Raw genomic sequence first — 16,147 nt, 5'->3', positions numbered from 1 at the left:
CTGTTTCGGTTCAGCGCGTGGCGATGAGCACCTTCGTAGCGCGAACGTGCGTTAACCGGTCCATACTCGCCGGTAACCCGAGAGCTACGAAGGGAAACCGCGATGGCGCGCCTGGCCCGGACCGCAGGACTGACCGACGTCCAGGAGGAGATCCTGTCGACGGTCCGCACCTTCGTGGACAAGGAGATCATCCCGCACGCCCAGGCGCTGGAGCACGGTGACACCTACCCGGCCGACATCGTCGAGGGCATGAAGGAGATGGGCCTGTTCGGGCTCACCATCCCCGAGGAGTTCGGCGGGCTCGGCGAGTCGCTGCTGACCTACGCCCTGGTGGTCGAGCAGATCGCCCGCGGCTGGATGTCGGTGTCCGGGGTGATCAACACCCACTTCATCGTGGCGCACATGCTCAAGCAGCACGGCACGCCCGAGCAGCAGCAGAAGTACCTGCCGCGGATGGCGACCGGCGACGTGCGCGGCTCGTTCTCCATGTCCGAGCCGGAGTTGGGTTCCGACGTCGCCGCGATCCGGACGCGCGCGAAGCGTGACGGCGACGACTTCGTCATCAACGGCCAGAAGATGTGGCTGACCAACGGCGGCACGTCCAACCTCACCGCCGTGCTGGTGAAGACCGACGAGGGCGCGGAGAAGGCGCACCAGAACCTGACCACGTTCCTGGTGGAGAAGCCCGAGGGCTACGGCGAGGTCGTGCCCGGCCTCACCATCCCCGGCAAGATCGACAAGATGGGCTACAAGGGCGTCGACACCACCGAGATGGTGTTCGACGGCTTCCGGATCCCCGCCGAGCAGGTGCTGGGCGGTGCCACGGGACGCGGTTTCCGGCACATGATGGACGGCGTCGAGGTCGGCCGGGTCAACGTGGCGGCGCGGGCGTGCGGCATCGCGTTGCGGTCGTTCGAGTTGGCCATCGAGTACGCGCAGCAGCGCAAGACGTTCGGCAAGCCGATCGTGGAACACCAGGCCATCGCGTTCAAGCTGGCCGAGATGGCCACCAAGGTCGAAGCCGCCCACCTGATGATGGTGAACGCGGCGAGGCTGAAGGACTCCGGCGCGCGCAACGACGTCGAGGCGGGCATGGCGAAGCTCATCGCGTCCGAGTACTGCGCCGAGGTGACCCAGGAGGCGTTCCGCATCCACGGCGGCTACGGGTACTCCAAGGAGTACGAGATCGAGCGCCTGATGCGCGAGGCCCCGTTCCTGCTCATCGGCGAGGGCACCAGCGAGATCCAGAAGACCATCATCAGCCGAGGCCTCCTCCGCGACTACCAGTCCCGCGGCTGACGACAGCCGGTTGACGACAGCCGGCTGACGACAGGCAGTTGACGCCGAACAATTGACGCCGGGCAACTGTCCACAGCGCGGCAACTGTCCACAGGCCGGCGGGTTGTCCACAGCCCGGCCCTCGGACGTCGTGCAATGTCGGTCCCGGCCGGCAGGATCAAAAACAGGGGTCCCCCTGCGCGGGGGACTCCTAACAGCACGACTACCGGTGCCTCCTGCGGCAAGTACGGCAAATGAGGCAAGGGCGGTGCGGCCGGAGGGTGGTGTGGCACTGCCGAGGGCGCGGCAGACGGGTGCTACATCACGTTCGCGTCAGTTTCCCGCCAACCCGTTTCGCGCTGTTCCCCCCGTGTTGGCAGGATGGGGTGATCAGCACCGCGAAGAGGTGGTCACCGTGACGAGTTCCTTCTCCGGCCAGAACCGACCCGGGGTGCCTCCCCGACTGCCCACCCCGCCCACGGGCTGGCCCATCGGCTCTTACGGCACGTACGAGGAGGCACAGCGCGCGGTCGACTTCCTGGCCGATGGGGACTTCCCCGTCCAGGAGGTCACGATCGTCGGCGTGGACCTCATGCTCGTCGAACGGGTCACCGGCCGGCTCACCTGGGGCCGGGTGCTGGGCACCGGCGCGGCTTCGGGCGCGTGGTTCGGTCTGTTCGTCGGCGTCCTGCTCAGCCTGTTCAACACCACCCCGGGTTCGAGCCTCGGGCCGATCGTCGCGGGCCTGGTCGTCGGTATCGCCTTCGGGCTGATCTTCGCCGCGGTCGGCTACGGCTCGGCGCGCGGCAAGCGGGACTTCCAGAGCGCCAGCCAGCTGGTCGCGGGCCGGTACGACGTGCTGTGCCAGCCGCGTTCGGCCGAACGCGGCCGGGACCTGCTCGCCCGGCTCGCCATGCGCCCGTCGGACGCGAAGAAGGACTGACCGGAAGAACGAGGTTTGCGACACGACACCATCGGGTAAGGCCCTTCCGGGCTCCCGTGGTTGCGGCACCTGATCATCGGGCCTACGTTCGTTCCACCGGCTGGCCACGGCCGTCGGTGGGGCACGACGAGGTGCCGGGCATTGCGGTCTGGCTCCTCCGTTGTCGGGAAGGAGGCAGGACCGGTGAGGGGCACAAGTCATCGGTTGGCCGCCGCAGGTGGCGCCGCGCTCATCGCGACGTCCGTGCTGGCGGGCTGTGGTTCGGGTGACGGCGGGATCACCATCAACGTCTACAAGTACCCGCAGGAGAACTTCCAGAAGATCGTCGACAACTGCAACGCGACGGCCGACGGCTACCGGATCGTCTACAACAAGCTGCCGCGCGAGGCCGACGGCCAACGCGAGCAGATGGTCCGCAGACTGGCCGCCGAGGACAGCGACATGGACGTGCTGGCCCTCGACGTCACGTGGACCGCCGAACTGGCCGAGGCGGGTTGGATCAAGGAGTTCACCGGCCAGGCCAAGTCTCAGGTCGAGGACGGCACGCTGGAGACACCGCTGGAGACGGCCCGTTACGAGGGCAAGCTCTACGGCGCTCCGGACAACACCAACGTCCAGCTCCTCTGGTACCGCGGCGATCTGGTGCCGACGCCGCCGAAGACGTGGGACGAGATGGTCGAGCTCGGCTCCCAGCTCAAGGCGCAGGGCAAACCGGGCCTGGTCACGGCGACCGGCAAGCAGTACGAGGGTCTGGTCGTGCTCTACAACACCCTGGTCAACTCCGCGGGCGGGCAGATCCTCGACGAGAACGGCACCAAGGCCGTCGTGGACGACGGCGCGGTGAAAGCGCTGGAAGTGCTGAAGAAGTTCGCCACCTCCGACGTGGTCGACCCGTCGTTCTCCAACGCCGCCGAGGACCAAGCGCGGCTGGCCATGGAGGGCGGCAACGCCGCGTTCATGCTGAACTGGCCGTACGTCTACGCCGCCGCGCAGGAGAAACCCGACTTCGCGAAGAACCTCAAGTGGGCGCCGTACCCGTCGATCGACCCGGGTGAGCAGGCTGAGGTGACCGTCGGCGGCATCAACTACGCGGTCAGCGCGTTCACCGAGCACTCCGAGGAGTCGTTCGACGCGGTGATGTGCCTGCGGAGCGCGGAGAGCCAGAAGTTCGCCGCCATCAACGACGGCGTGCCGCCGACCATCGAATCGGTCTACGACGACCCGGAGATGGCCGAGCCGTACCCGATGAAGGAAGCGATCCTGGAGACGTTGAAGACCGCGAGCGCACGTCCGCGCACGCCCGCGTACCAGAACGTCTCCACGGTGATCTCCACGATCCTGTCGCCTCCCGCGAGCATCGACCCGCGGGCGACGGCGGACCGGCTGCGCACCGAACTCCAGGACGCGCTCGACTCGAAGGGGGTGCTGCCGTGAGCCACGCCCTGAACGATGAAACCGCCGTCGCCGTCGCGGCGAAGCCGAAGCTGTCCCCGAAGGCGAAAGCCGCGCTGAGCGAGGGCAAGAAGGCCGAACGCCGGCTCGGCCTGCTGCTGTGCGCGCCCGCGATCCTCATCATGGCCGCGGTCGCGGGCTGGCCGATCATCTACTCGATCTGGCTGTCGCTGCAGCGCTACGACCTGAAGTTCCCGGACCGCACCGAGTTCGTCGGCCTGGACAACTACATCACCGTGCTGTCCAACCCCTACTGGTGGAACGCCATGTGGGTGACGGTGCTGATCACGGTGGTGTCCGTGGCGATCGAGCTGGTGCTGGGCATGGCGCTGGCGCTGATCATGCACCGCACCCTGGTCGGCCGGGGCATCGTGCGCACGTCCACGCTGATCCCGTACGGCATCGTCACGGTCGTCGCCGCGTTCTCCTGGCGCTACGCGTGGACGCCGGGCACCGGCTACCTGGCCGAGACGGTCGCGGGCGGTGATCCTGTGCTCACCGAGAAGCTCCCGGCGATCATGGTGGTGACGCTGGCGGAGATCTGGAAGACCACGCCGTTCATGGCGCTGCTGCTCATGGCGGGCCTGGCGCTGGTGCCGGAGGACCTGCTCAAGGCCGCCGCGATGGACGGCGCGACCGCGTGGCAGCGGTTCACCAAGGTGATGGTGCCGGTGATGAAGCCCGCGATCCTGGTGGCGCTGCTGTTCCGCACCCTCGACGCGTTCCGCATCTTCGACAACCTGTTCGTCCTCACGGCCGGCTCCCAAGGCACCTCGTCGGTGTCGATGCTGACCTACAACAACCTGATCAAGGGCTTGAACCTGGGCATCGGCTCCACCATGTCGGTGCTCATCTTCATCGCGGTGGCGATCATCGCGTTCGTGTTCGTGAAGCTGTTCGGCACCGCTGCCCCTGGCAGCGACGGCGGGGGGAGGCGCTGATGGCCGGCATCGGCGGGGCGGTGACCACGGGCCGCAAGGCGCGCTGGACCGTCCTCAACGTCCTGGTCGTGGCGTACGCGCTGTTCCCGGTGCTGTGGATCGTGTCGCTGTCGTTCAAGACCAAGGAAACCCTGGGCGACGGCAACTTCATCCCGCGCGCGTGGACGTTCGACAACTACGCGGCGATCTTCTCCACGACCGAGTTCGTCCGCGCCCTGGTGAACTCGATCGGCATCGCGCTGATCGCGACCGCGGTCGCGGTGGTGTTCGGCACGATGGCCGCCTACGCGATCGCCCGGCTCGACTTCCCCGGCAAGCGGCTGCTGGTCGGGGTGTCGCTGCTGATCGCGATGTTCCCGCAGATCTCGCTGGTCTCGCCGCTGTTCGAGATCGAGCGGGGGCTGGGGCTGTTCGACACCTGGCTCGGCCTGATCCTGCCCTACATCACCTTCGCGCTGCCGTTGGCGATCTACACGCTGTCGGCGTTCTTCCGCGAGATCCCGTGGGAGCTGGAGAAGGCGGCGAAGATGGACGGCGCGACGCCCGGTCAGGCGTTCCGCCGGGTCATCGCGCCGCTGGCCGCGCCGGGCGTGTTCACCACGGCCATCCTGGTGTTCATCTTCTGCTGGAACGACTTCCTGTTCGCGATCTCGCTGACTTCCACCGAGAGCTCCCGAACGGTGCCGGTCGCGCTGTCGTTCTTCACCGGCGGCTCGCAGTTCGAGGACCCGACCGGGTCGATCGCCGCCGCCGCGGTGGTGATCACCATCCCGATCATCCTGTTCGTGTTGTTCTTCCAGCGTCGGATCGTCGCCGGGTTGACCTCCGGCGCCGTCAAGGGGTGAAGCAATGGCCGAGATCGTTCTGGACAGCGTGACCAAGCAGTACCCCGACGGCGCGGTGGCCGTGCGGGACGTGGACATCGAGATCGCCGACGGCGAGTTCATCATCCTGGTGGGCCCGTCCGGCTGCGGGAAGTCCACGACCCTCAACATGATCGCGGGCCTGGAGGACATCACCTCCGGCGAGCTGCGCATCGGCGGCGAGCGGGTCAACGAGCGGGCGCCGAAGGACCGCGACATCGCGATGGTGTTCCAGTCCTACGCGCTGTACCCGCACATGACGGTGAAGGAGAACATGGCCTTCCCGCTGCGGCTGGCCAAAGTGGACGACGCGACGGTGGAGAAGAAGGTCCGCGACGCCGCCGAGATCCTGGACCTGACCCAGCACCTGGACCGCAAGCCGTCCAACCTGTCCGGTGGGCAGCGGCAGCGGGTGGCCATGGGGCGGGCGATCGTGCGCAGCCCCAAGGCGTTCCTGATGGACGAGCCGCTGTCCAACCTGGACGCGAAACTGCGGGTCCAGATGCGCACGTCGGTGTCCCGGCTGCAGAAGCAACTCGGGACGACCACCGTGTACGTGACCCACGACCAGACCGAGGCGATGACCCTGGGTGACCGGGTGGTCGTGATGCGCGGTGGCGCGGTGCAGCAGATCGGGGCGCCGCAGTTCCTCTACGACAACCCGGCCAACCTGTTCGTCGCCGGGTTCATCGGCTCGCCCGCGATGAACTTCGTGCCGGCCGCGTTGGAGGACGGCACGTTGCGCTCGGCGCTCGGCGACGTGCCGCTCACCGACCGGGTGCGCGGGTTGCTGGAAGGCACCGAAGCACCCCGTGAAGTGATCATGGGGCTGCGGCCCGAGCATTTCGAGGACGCCCGATTGGTGGAAGACCACGTTCGCTCGACCGGGGCGACTTTCACCAATCAAGTGGACGTGCTGGAGTCAATGGGTTCGGACAAGTTCGCCTATTTCAGTCTGTCGGGTGAACAGGCCACCTCGGCGGAGTTGGCCGAGTTGGCAGCCGACGCGGGTTCGGCCGATGTGCCAGGTGGCGGCGTGTCCCTGGTCGCCCGGATCTCGGCGACGTCCACCGCGGTGGTGGGCGAACCGGCCGAGATCTGGTTCGACGCGGACAAAGTGCAGCTGTTCGACCCGAACAACGGCCGAAACCTGACCTACCGCGGCTGAAAAAGGTTGCACGAAGGGTCGTCCCCGTTCGTCGGGGGCGGCCCTTCGTGCTTTCAACGGAGGTCACGGGCAGTTACTGACCAGCCGGGGCCATCGGCCGGGACGAACTCCATAGGCCATTCAGCGCAGCAAACCCACACCTCGCCGAATTTGTCGCGCCACAACTGTTGTCGGTCCCCACCCTGGTCGAAGGCGGGAACGACTCCGGCCGAAAGGCGTCGGGGCAGGGGAGTCCGCCGAGCACAGAGAAGAGCGCGAGATGGGGATCCTTGACGGCAAAGCAGTGGTGATCACCGGGGCGGGCCGGGGCCTGGGGGAGGCCTACGCGATGCACGCCGCCCAGGCCGGAGCGTCGGTCGTGGTCAACGACGTCGACGCGGAACAGGCCGAACAGGTCGCCGAGCACATCCGGGCGTACGGGGGGCGGGCGGTGGCCAGCACGCACACCGTGGCCGATCCGAGCGAGGCCGAGAAGATCGTGGGAATGTGCCAGTCGGAGTTCGGCCGGGTGGACGGCCTGGTCAACAACGCCGGGCTGAACTACGAGACCCTGCCCTGGGAGGACGACCCGGAATCGATCCGACGGATCGTCGAGGTCAATCTCCTGGGGGTCATATACACCGGAATGGCCGCGATGCGGGTGATGCGGGAGCAGGGCTCCGGCTCGATCGTGAACATTTCGTCGGGTGCGTTTCTCGGCCAACGCAAACTCGCCACGTATGCGGCGACGAAGGGCGCGGTGGCGTCGCTCAGCTCGTCTTGGGCCCTGGACCTGGAGGCGGAGAACATCCGGGTCAACGCCGTCTGCCCGGTCGCGCACACCAGAATGGTGTGGAAGTCGGAGCGCTCCCTGCGCGCCATCCCCGCCGACCGCACCCCCGGCAAGGTCGCGCCGCTCGTGCTGTTCCTGCTCAGCGACGCGGCGGACGGCATCACCGGTCAGATCGTCCGGTGCAACGGCCGCCAGCTGCACTTGGTCGGCCATCCGTACTTCAAGCAGCCGATCCTGGAGAGCGACACCTGGGACACCACCTCGGTGAAACGCGCCTTCGACGGCGTCCTCCAAGCCCACCTGGAACCCTTCGGCCTGGAAAAACGCATGCCACCGCGCCTGCGTGAACTGGTGGAGCCGGGCCAGACGGCCTGAGGGCACGTGGACAAAAGTGTCACCAGGTCGGGCCGAGCTGGTGGCACTTTTGTCCAGGGATTCCGGTCGATCACTCGTTCGGGTGATCGCCGAATTGTCGTACCCCCCTGACACGATGCTGGTCATGGGCGCACGCAAACCTCGGGTCACGGACTGGCGGCTGGTGGTGCAGTCGCGGCTGGACCGCGTGCGGGCGGATCTCGCCGCGTTGGGGCCGCCGGATCCGCTCGATCTGGAGAGCCAGCAGTGGCGGGCGGTGGCGGAGCAGGAGGCCGCCGTTGTCGAGGACATGATCACGCGCACCGAGTCGCGGTGGCGGACGGTCGCGTCGTGGTGGTCGGGGTGGCACATCGAGCGGGCCTGGCGGTCGGTGCACGAAGCGGAGATCGCGGTGGTGGCCGCCGGTAACGGGTTCCTCGGTCGGCTGCCGGGGCTGAAGGCGCGGGTGGCCGAGAACCTGGACGAGCACGACCCTCGGCGCATCGCGTTGGAGGAGATGCGGCCGGGCGAGTACCCGTTGTCGGTGGAACGCGAGCTGGTCGTCGACGCGTTACGGGCGGCGTTCGACGCGTCCGACTTCGCGCACGCCGGGTCGCGGGCGCTGCGGAACAAGCTGATCGCGACGTCGGCGGTGTTATTCGTGGTCAACACCCTGCTGGGCATCGTGGGGCTGGTGAAGCCGGGCCTGATCCCGATGTGCGTCGGCTCCGAGCGGCTGCCGACCGTATGCCCGTCGGGCAAGACGGCAGCCGGAGCCGACGTGTGGCTGATCCAGGTGCTCGGCGCGTTCGGGGCGGTGCTGTCGGCGGTCGTGCTGCTCCTGCGGCGGCGTCCCAGCCTCTCGCCGTACGTGATGGTCGGCTACCAGGCCCTGATCAAGGTCCTGCTCGGCGCGGCCCTGGCGGTGGTCGGCATCCTGGCCCTCGGCGCCGGGGTGACGACCGGGCTCATCGGCGTGGCGTCCCAGGCCGCCCTGCTGCTCTGGGCGGTGATCCTGGGCTACGGCCAGCAGGTCGCGACCCGCCTGCTCGACAGCTACACCGACCGCGTGATGGACCAGGCCCGCCCACTGCCGAAGCTGGAGAGCCAGCGATGAGCGGGACAGCGCGGCTCAGCGCCGCGAGCGCAGCGTGGAGATGACGTCCTGGTCCCACCGGTGCGTGCGGATCAGGCGGTAGCGCTCGGCCGCGACCCACATGTACGCCTCGGTCTCCGTCCGGTCACCGACCAACTCGGCCTGCCGGAGCATCTCCACCACCGGCTCGTACTCCTCCGCGTACCACCGCTTCGCGATCGCCGTCCGGTCCAGGAACACGCCCTCGTCCTGCATCAGCCGGAACCCCCAGGCCTCCACGTGCTCGCCCAGTTCGGCGTAGTCCCACGGGTCCGACAGCACCACCGCCGCCCGCGCCTGACCGCTCAACGGCACCCGCTCCAGGAACAGCCGCCGGTAGTCCTTCACGATCAGGTCACCGCGATGCCGGATCCCGTGAGCCGCGATCCGCGTCACGACCTCGGTGACGAAAGCGTCGATCACCTCCAGCCCCAACGCGTGCGCCACCGACACCCGGTGGTGCCCGTCCTGGACGAAGTGCAGGTCACCGACCCGGTACACCTCGATCGGCGGCACCGCCTCGCCCCGCCGCTGGGCCAGCGCCAACCGCTGCCACCGCTCCCGCACCCGCGCCGACGTCGGCCGGAACCGGCGGTCGAAGTCACGGGTCCGGTCCACGCTGCCGACGATCGAGTCCAGCCTGATCGTCTGCATCCCCAACCGCCGCTCGCTGAGCATCCCCAGCGACTCCACCACCTCGTGGAACGGCAGCATGATGTTCACGTCGTCCGGCTCCCGGCGCAGCCACGCCGCCAACCGCGACATCACCTGGCGACGGCGGGCGCGCAGGAAGTCGTTCTCCGCGTCCGCCTGGGGGAACCCGGTGTCACGGCGCACGGCGCTCCTCCCGCCCAACCCCGAGGCCGGCCTCGGACCCGACCGGGATGTCGAACACCTTGTGACCCACCACGTTCACCACGCGGGTCGAGTCGAGCGTGCGGTCCTCCTTCACGACACCGTGCGGGTGGATGTGCCCGTGCAGCATGAGCGGGGGCCGTAACCGCCGCACGGCGTCACGCAGGCACGCGAACCCCCGGTGCGGCGGATCGGGCTCGTCACCGCAGTCCAACGGCGGCGAGTGGGTCAGCAGCACGTCCACCCCGCGCCCGTCGCGCAACCGCCGCCACTGCGCGGTCCGCAGCACCCGCCGCAGCCGCCGCGCCTGCTGCCGCTCGGTCCACTGGTTGGGCCCACCGCTGTACCGGATCGATCCACCGAGACCAGCGATCCGCAGCCCGGCGACGTCCACCACCCGCTCGTCCGCGTTCACCCCGCCCGCCGGACCGGGCCAGCGCGCCGGGATACCGGCCTTGGTCCACAGGCCCCGGACGTTCGAGTACCCGGTCAGGTCCGCGTCGTGGTTGCCCGGCACGAACACGCACGGCCGGTCCAGCGCGCTCGCCAGGAACTCCAGGTAGTCGAACGGCAGATCACCCGCCGCGACGATCAGGTCCACGTCCAGCCCGCGCACCTGTTCGGTCCACAACCGCTCGACCACTTCGTCCGCCACCGCGAGCACCTTCGGCATCCATCGAGCCTAAGCGCTGTCACCGTCGGCGACACCTCGCCAGTGAAAGGGTGAAAACCACCCGCCTCCTACTGCCGCACAAGGGAAATCGGGTTAGCGTCACGGTGTGCTCGCCGAGTTGTTCCTCGATGCGTCCCGCGCCTGCCACGTCCACAGCCCGCTCACCCACACCCTGCTGGTGGCGGCGGCGGACGATCTGGCGCGCGGCGGCATCACCGCGCGGGTGATGGCGGGCGCCGAGTGCGACCGCAAGGGCACCGTCCCCGGCTTCCGGTTCGCCGGCGCCCTGCACCGGCTGGTCCTGGAAGGCCGCGTCCCGACCCTCTCCAAGCACTACCCGACGGCCGGCGGCAAACCCGACCTCGACACCCTGTGGGACGACGTGCTGCCCGTGCTGCACGAGCACACCGACGAACTGCACAGCCTGATCACGTCCACGGTCGTGCAGACCAACGAGCCGGGCCGCAACGCGCCCCTGTTCGGCGGCCTCCAGACCGCCACCCACCTGGCCGCCGACGAAGCCGGCCGGCGCGCCACGTTCCCGATCCGGCTGCTCGAAGTCGGCGCGTCCGGCGGCCTGAACCTCCGCCCGCACCGCATCGCCTACCGGGTCGACGGCGGGACGGTGGGCGACCCGGGCAGCCCGTTCACCCTCGACCCGAGGTGGACCGGTCGGCCGCCGGTCGACTTCAGCCACAACCTGCGCCTGGTCCGACGGGCCGGCTGCGACCTCCACCCGGTGGACGTGACCAGGGAGAGCGGGCGGCTGCACCTGTCGTCGTTCGTGTGGGGCGACCAGCCGGCCCGTTTCGCCCGGCTCCAGGAAGCCCTGGAGTTGGCCCAACTCGACCCGGTCCCGGTCCAGCAGGCGACCGGCCCGGAGTGGCTGGCCGACCAACTGGCCCGCCCGGAACGCGACGTGCTGACCGTCGTCTGGCACTCCGTGGTCTGGCAGTACGTGTCACCGGCCGACCGCGCCATGGGCCGCTCGATCCTCGCCGACGCCGCCGCGCGCGCCACCCCGATGGCGCCGTTGGCGCTGCTGGTCTACGAACCCCGGCGCACGCACATGGCGGACCGGTACGAGTTCCAGCTCCTGCTCAAGCTGTGGCCGGCGGGCATCTCGCTCCGCCTCGGCACCGGCGTGGGCCACGGCATCCCGTTCACCTGGGACACCCAACCCTGGAACTAGAGCTGTGTTTGATTGCCGCTGCTCCGCAGACGGCGGGCTCGGTCGCCCCGGGACGGCGACCTCGCGTCGTGGTCGCGTGGCCGGCGTGCGCTACTGGCCATTGGCGATCAGGAGGGTGACCGTGGCGAGCCAGCCGATCAGGAAGGTGAGGACCCAGAACCGCAGGTTGGTGAACATTCTGGTCATGTCGGAACATCCCGTCGCAGGAAGGGGGAGGGGGATTCACAGCCACTGGTTGCGACGGAATATTCGGTACAGGGTGAGGCACACCACGAGGATCACCGAGATCACCATGGGGTAGCCGTAACGCCAGTGCAGCTCCGGCATGTACTCGAAGTTCATGCCGTACACGCCGACGACCATGGTCGGCACGGAGATGATCGCCACCCACGCGGCGAGCTTGCGCATGTCCGAGTTCTGCTGGAGCGTGATCTTCGCCAGCACCGCGTTGACCAGCGTGGTCAGCAGCTCGTCGAAGTTGATCACGCGCTCGGACACCTCGGTGAGGTGGTCGTCGACATCGCGGAAGTACGAGCGCACCTGCTCGGGGATCAGCGGCGTGTAGCCCTCCGCCAACCGCCGCAGCGGCACGGCCAGCGGCATCACCGCCCGGCGCAGCTCCAGCACCTCGCGCTTCATCAGGTAGATCTGGTCGGCGCTGACCCGGCTGCGCGGCTGGAAGACCAGCGCCTCCATCTGGTCGATGTCGTCCTCGATGTGGTCGGTCACGTCGAGGTAGTTGTCGACCACGTGGTCGGCGATCGAGTACAACACCGCGGCCGGCCCGCTGCGCAGCCGTTCCGGCTCCTCCTCCAGCTCACGGCGCACCGCCGCGAGCCCGGAGTGGTTGCCGTGCCGGACCGTCACCACGAACTCGCGGCCCAGGAACACCATGATCTCGCCGCTCTCGACGATCTCGTTGGCCGTGTCCGGTGACGAGTTCTGGATGTACCGCACGGTCTTGAAGACCATGAACAGCATGTTGTCGTAGCGTTCCAGCTTCGGCCGCTGGTGCGCGTGCACGGCGTCCTCGACGGCCAACTCGTGCAGCCCGAACGTGTCCGCGATGCCCTGGATCTGCTCTTCGTCCGGCTCGTGCAGCCCGATCCAGACGAACCCGTCGCCGCGCTTGCGCACCTCTTCCACCGCGTCGGTGTGCGACCACCGCCCGGGCAGGCGCTTGCCGTCCACGTAGACGCCGCAGTCCACGACGTACGCGGACAGCGGCACGGGGATCGGCACCGCGGGGCGTTCCTGCGCGCGGCCTCTCAGGCCACCGAGCGAGGGCAAGCTGGGCACGGAGGTCCTCCTGGTGGGGAGCGTCGATTCGACGAACGACGACGGCACGTCCCCGACCGGTACCGCTGGGCCTAGCTGTGGAAAGCCGGCTCCCCGATGAGGACGCGCGAGGTACTCGCAGGATGGGGGTCGTTACTCATCGGTAGTCCTCACCTCCTCGGGTCGGCTGTCTGTAGCGGTGTACTCGCTCACAGATCAGTTGCCGAGGGTACTCCCCCAGTGCTCACACTGTCCCCCCTGTCGGAGTGGTTCTTCGATCACACAGCCAGCCAACGGAGGCGTGCGGTGCAGTTCGGGCGTTACTACGAGGAGTTCGAGGTCGGCGCGGTCTACAAGCACTGGCCCGGGAAGACGGTCACCGAGTACGACGACCACCTGTTCTGCCTGCTCACCATGAACCACCACCCGCTGCACATGGACGCGCACTACGCGGCGGAGACCACCGACTTCGGCAAGAACGTCGTCGTCGGCAACTACATCTACTCGCTGCTGCTGGGCATGTCCGTGCCGGACGTGTCGGGCAAGGCCATCGCGAACCTGGAGGTCGAGTCGCTCAAGCACATCAAGCCGACCTTCCACGGTGACACCATCTACGGTGAGACCGAGGTGCTGGACAAGACGCCGTCGAAGTCCAAGGACGACCGCGGCGTGGTCTACGTCGAGACTCGCGGGTACAAACAGGATGGAACGGTCGTCTGCGTGTTCCGCCGGAAGGTCATGGTGCCCAAGCGCTCCTACGGCGACGCACGTGGCGGCGAGCAGCCGGGCAGGCCCGAACCCAAGGAGTGAAGTGACTTCACTGGATCTGGTGCGGCAACGACTGGCCGGGTTCGCCCAGCAGGAGGCGCACGGCGTCTCCCCGCTCTACGAGCACCTGGCCACACACGCCGCCGACGATCCGGAGGTCGCCGGTCTGCTGACCGCCGCCCCGGAGCGGTTCGCGCACGCGACCCTGCTCCTGGCGGCGGCGCACCGGCTGGTGCAGGCCGAGCCGTTCCACGAGTTGTCCAACTACTACCCGTCCCTCGGCGGCACGTACGGCGCGGACGAGAACACGTGGCCGTTGTTCCGCAGCTTCGTGCTGGATCGGGCGGACAAGATGCGGGCGCTGATCTCCAGTCACAGCACCCAGACCAACGAGGTGCGCCGCGCGGCGGTGATCTACCCGGCGCTCGGGCTGATCAAGGGGCCGGTCGGGCTGCTGGAGGTCGGCTGCTCCGCCGGTCTGCTGCTGGGACTGGACCAGTACGGCTACCGCTACCAGACCCAGCAGGCCGGGCAGTTGGTCGCGGGACCGGCGAAGGCGGCGCTCGGGCTGCACTGCTCGTTGGAGTTGGCGCCCGGCGCGGAGCTGCCGAAGATCCCCAAAACGGTGAAGATCGCGGCCAAGGTGGGGCTGGACCGGGCGCCCGCCGACCTGACCGACGAGGACACGTACGCGTGGCTCGAAGCATGCGTGTGGGCCGATCAGCCGGAGCGGCTGCGGTTGTTCGGCGTGGCCGCGACGGTGCAGCGCAAGTCGCCGCCGGAGTTCGTGGTCGGTGACGCGGTGGCGGACCTGGGAAAGGCCGCCGACCGGGTGCCCGCCGAGTTGCCGCTGGTGGTCCTGACCAGCAACGTGCTGCCGTACGTGCCGGGGGAGGAGTTCGTCCGGGCGCTGCGCGCGCTGGACCGCCCGGTGTGGTGGTTGAGCCACGAGGGGTACGCGGCCGGCCTGATCCACGTCCTGCCGGGGCGGGACGACCTGCGGCCGGGGCCGGACGAGGCGGCGTTCGGCGTGGTGGGGCTGGTCCGGTTCGAGGACGGCGAAGTGCGGTCGGCGCGGGCGTTGGCCAAGACGGCGCCGCACGGCCAGCGGCTGGTCTGGTTCCCCTGATCGGGCGAAGTTGATCAGCTCCGGGGGAGCTGATCCCACTCCGCGAGGGTGTCCAACAGCATCTCGGTCAGTGGGAGTGTGGCCAAGATCGCAGCGTCGGCCCAGCAGGCATCCGATGCGTCGTCCCCCGCCCGGAGGACGCCGGATCGCACCTGGCAGGCGTAGTCGTGGATCTCGTAAACACCGTGTGACGCCGGACGGGTGACACTGCCGACCCACCCCCCTACGGTCACGGAGAGTCCCGTTTCCTCCCATAGTTCCCGCACAATTGCGGTCTCATCGGTCTCACCAGGCTCGACTCGGCCACCCGGTAGCGACCACAGTCCCTCACCTGGGGGATTGCTCCGCCGCACGAGTAGCAGTCGCCCGTTCGAGTCATGGACCACGCCGCCGACACAGCGGATTCGTCGCTCACGTTCGGCCGTCACGGTTACCAAGAGTAGTCACCCCGGGTTGGCGGTGCAGCTCGCTGACCCAAGTGCGGTACAAATCTCCCGACGTGTCGCGGAGTGCGGTACAACGGTTTTCACTGGCGCCAAACGGGTGCGGTAGCGAACGGGGTTGATCACCGTGAATCTGAAGAAGATTCTGACCTACACCGGGGTCGGCTTGGTCCTGTTCTTCCTCATCGCGGAGCCGCAGCAAGCGGCTCAGCTGGTGCAGAACATCCTGGGCACACTGCGGGAAGCCGCTGAGGCGCTCATCACCTTCGTGAAACAATTGTTCTGAGTCGCCCGGCTCCTCCCCGACGGCGAGAGGTCGAAGGCATGTTCGCACCACGGGACCCCGACGAGTACCTGCTCCCCACGGAGCGTCGGGTCATCCGGGTCCGCAGGCACTGGAGCAGTCTGCTCTGGGATCTCCTCGAAGCCGGCGCACTGCTGGCCGGCGCGATGATGATCTCGTACCTGCTGCCCGACAACGCAGGCATCATCCAGAACATACTCTGGTACGCCTCGCTGTTCGTGCTGCTCAGGCTGGCCTACTTCGTCATGGAGTGGTGGGTGGAGCGGATCGTCGTCACCGACAAGCGTTTCATGATCTCCTCGGGGGTCTTCGAGACCAAGGTGGCCATGATGCCGATCAGCAAGGTCACCGACCTCACCTACGAGCGGTCGGTGCTCGGGCGGATGTTCGGCTTCGGCACCCTGGTCGTGGAGTCGGCAGGTCAGATCCAGGCCCTCAACCGGATCGAGTTCCTGCCCAACCCCGAGGAGGTCTACGACGCCATCTCGGAGTTGACCTTCGGTGACAAGAAGGCTCAGGCCGAGCGTTTCTCGATGATCAAGGCGCAGCGGGCGGCGCGCGGCAAGAAGATGGTGCCGTAGTCCGGACTCGGCCGTGGT

At 68.2% G+C, this 16,147-nt stretch carries 17 protein-coding genes; 13 read left to right on the top strand and 4 right to left on the bottom strand.

Features of this window, described 5'->3' with window-relative positions; all coding sequences use genetic code 11:
• Nucleotides 1-102: 102 nt before the first annotated feature.
• The 8 genes from ALI22I_RS25555 (at nucleotide 103) to ALI22I_RS25520 (ending at nucleotide 8,888) form a co-directional block, all read left to right on the top strand.
• Complete coding sequence (locus ALI22I_RS25555) at nucleotides 103-1,299, top strand: acyl-CoA dehydrogenase family protein (protein ID WP_077008080.1); 1,197 nt, start codon at nucleotides 103-105, stop codon at nucleotides 1,297-1,299.
• Nucleotides 1,300-1,684: 385 nt separating this feature from the next.
• Nucleotides 1,685-2,221: a general stress protein gene (locus ALI22I_RS25550; protein WP_443216961.1), complete on the top strand. Its 537-nt coding sequence runs from the start codon at nucleotides 1,685-1,687 to the stop codon at nucleotides 2,219-2,221.
• Between the two features lie 183 nt (nucleotides 2,222-2,404).
• The gene (locus ALI22I_RS25545; RefSeq protein ID WP_077008079.1) at nucleotides 2,405-3,655 is read left to right on the top strand and encodes an ABC transporter substrate-binding protein; all 1,251 of its coding nucleotides are present in this window, start codon (nucleotides 2,405-2,407) and stop codon (nucleotides 3,653-3,655) included.
• Nucleotides 3,652-4,614 (top strand): carbohydrate ABC transporter permease, encoded by a 963-nt coding sequence (locus tag ALI22I_RS25540; protein WP_083752001.1) that lies wholly within the window; start codon nucleotides 3,652-3,654, stop codon nucleotides 4,612-4,614. The genes ALI22I_RS25545 and ALI22I_RS25540 overlap by 4 nt, the downstream gene beginning before the upstream one ends.
• Complete coding sequence (locus ALI22I_RS25535) at nucleotides 4,614-5,459, top strand: carbohydrate ABC transporter permease (RefSeq protein WP_077008078.1); 846 nt, start codon at nucleotides 4,614-4,616, stop codon at nucleotides 5,457-5,459. Before ALI22I_RS25540 ends, ALI22I_RS25535 begins: the two co-directional genes overlap by 1 nt.
• 4 nt (nucleotides 5,460-5,463) lie before the next feature.
• Nucleotides 5,464-6,645, top strand: coding sequence for an ABC transporter ATP-binding protein (locus ALI22I_RS25530; RefSeq protein ID WP_077008077.1), 1,182 nt, complete (start codon nucleotides 5,464-5,466; stop codon nucleotides 6,643-6,645).
• A gap of 259 nt (nucleotides 6,646-6,904) precedes the next feature.
• Nucleotides 6,905-7,792: an SDR family NAD(P)-dependent oxidoreductase gene (locus ALI22I_RS25525; protein ID WP_077008076.1), complete on the top strand. Its 888-nt coding sequence runs from the start codon at nucleotides 6,905-6,907 to the stop codon at nucleotides 7,790-7,792.
• Nucleotides 7,793-7,916: 124 nt separating this feature from the next.
• On the top strand, nucleotides 7,917-8,888 hold the full coding sequence (locus ALI22I_RS25520) for a hypothetical protein (RefSeq protein WP_077008299.1): 972 nt from the start codon (nucleotides 7,917-7,919) through the stop codon (nucleotides 8,886-8,888).
• 15 nt (nucleotides 8,889-8,903) lie between these two features.
• On the opposite strand, the gene ALI22I_RS25515 is transcribed toward ALI22I_RS25520, so the two are convergent.
• Nucleotides 8,904-9,743: a chromosome partitioning protein ParB gene (locus ALI22I_RS25515; protein ID WP_077008075.1), complete on the bottom strand. Its 840-nt coding sequence runs from the start codon at nucleotides 9,741-9,743 to the stop codon at nucleotides 8,904-8,906.
• Nucleotides 9,733-10,434: a metallophosphoesterase family protein gene (locus ALI22I_RS25510; RefSeq protein WP_077008074.1), complete on the bottom strand. Its 702-nt coding sequence runs from the start codon at nucleotides 10,432-10,434 to the stop codon at nucleotides 9,733-9,735. The genes ALI22I_RS25515 and ALI22I_RS25510 overlap by 11 nt, the downstream gene beginning before the upstream one ends.
• A gap of 106 nt (nucleotides 10,435-10,540) precedes the next feature.
• Here ALI22I_RS25510 and ALI22I_RS25505 point away from each other — a divergent pair, with 106 nt between their 5' ends.
• Nucleotides 10,541-11,626, top strand: coding sequence for a DUF2332 domain-containing protein (locus ALI22I_RS25505; protein WP_077008073.1), 1,086 nt, complete (start codon nucleotides 10,541-10,543; stop codon nucleotides 11,624-11,626).
• A 222-nt stretch (nucleotides 11,627-11,848) separates the two neighbouring features.
• Here the strand turns inward: ALI22I_RS25505 and corA are convergent, their stop codons facing one another.
• A complete protein-coding gene (gene corA, locus ALI22I_RS25500) occupies nucleotides 11,849-12,925 on the bottom strand; it encodes a magnesium/cobalt transporter CorA (protein ID WP_077008298.1) in 1,077 nt (358 codons plus the stop codon).
• 285 nt (nucleotides 12,926-13,210) lie between these two features.
• Between corA and ALI22I_RS25495 the strand changes: the two genes are divergently transcribed.
• Nucleotides 13,211-13,714 (top strand): MaoC family dehydratase, encoded by a 504-nt coding sequence (locus tag ALI22I_RS25495; RefSeq protein WP_077008297.1) that lies wholly within the window; start codon nucleotides 13,211-13,213, stop codon nucleotides 13,712-13,714.
• A gap of 1 nt (nucleotide 13,715) precedes the next feature.
• Complete coding sequence (locus ALI22I_RS25490) at nucleotides 13,716-14,801, top strand: DUF2332 domain-containing protein (protein ID WP_077008072.1); 1,086 nt, start codon at nucleotides 13,716-13,718, stop codon at nucleotides 14,799-14,801.
• 14 nt (nucleotides 14,802-14,815) lie between these two features.
• Here ALI22I_RS25490 and ALI22I_RS25485 read toward each other — a convergent pair whose 3' ends face one another.
• Nucleotides 14,816-15,229, bottom strand: a complete 414-nt coding sequence (locus ALI22I_RS25485; protein WP_077008071.1) for an NUDIX hydrolase — start codon at nucleotides 15,227-15,229, stop codon at nucleotides 14,816-14,818.
• 142 nt (nucleotides 15,230-15,371) lie between these two features.
• On the opposite strand from ALI22I_RS25485, the gene ALI22I_RS51180 reads away from it, so the two are divergent.
• Nucleotides 15,372-15,530, top strand: a complete 159-nt coding sequence (locus ALI22I_RS51180) for a hypothetical protein (protein WP_179118361.1) — start codon at nucleotides 15,372-15,374, stop codon at nucleotides 15,528-15,530.
• Nucleotides 15,531-15,568: 38 nt separating this feature from the next.
• Complete coding sequence (locus tag ALI22I_RS25480) at nucleotides 15,569-16,129, top strand: PH domain-containing protein (protein WP_077008070.1); 561 nt, start codon at nucleotides 15,569-15,571, stop codon at nucleotides 16,127-16,129.
• Nucleotides 16,130-16,147: the final 18 nt, after the last annotated feature.

It is taken from the genome of Saccharothrix sp. ALI-22-I (assembly GCF_001984175.1).
Taxonomy (GTDB): Bacteria; Actinomycetota; Actinomycetes; order Mycobacteriales; family Pseudonocardiaceae; genus Actinosynnema.
The sequence above is the reverse complement of the archived record's forward strand: the minus strand, read 5'-3'. Positions and strand labels throughout refer to the sequence as shown.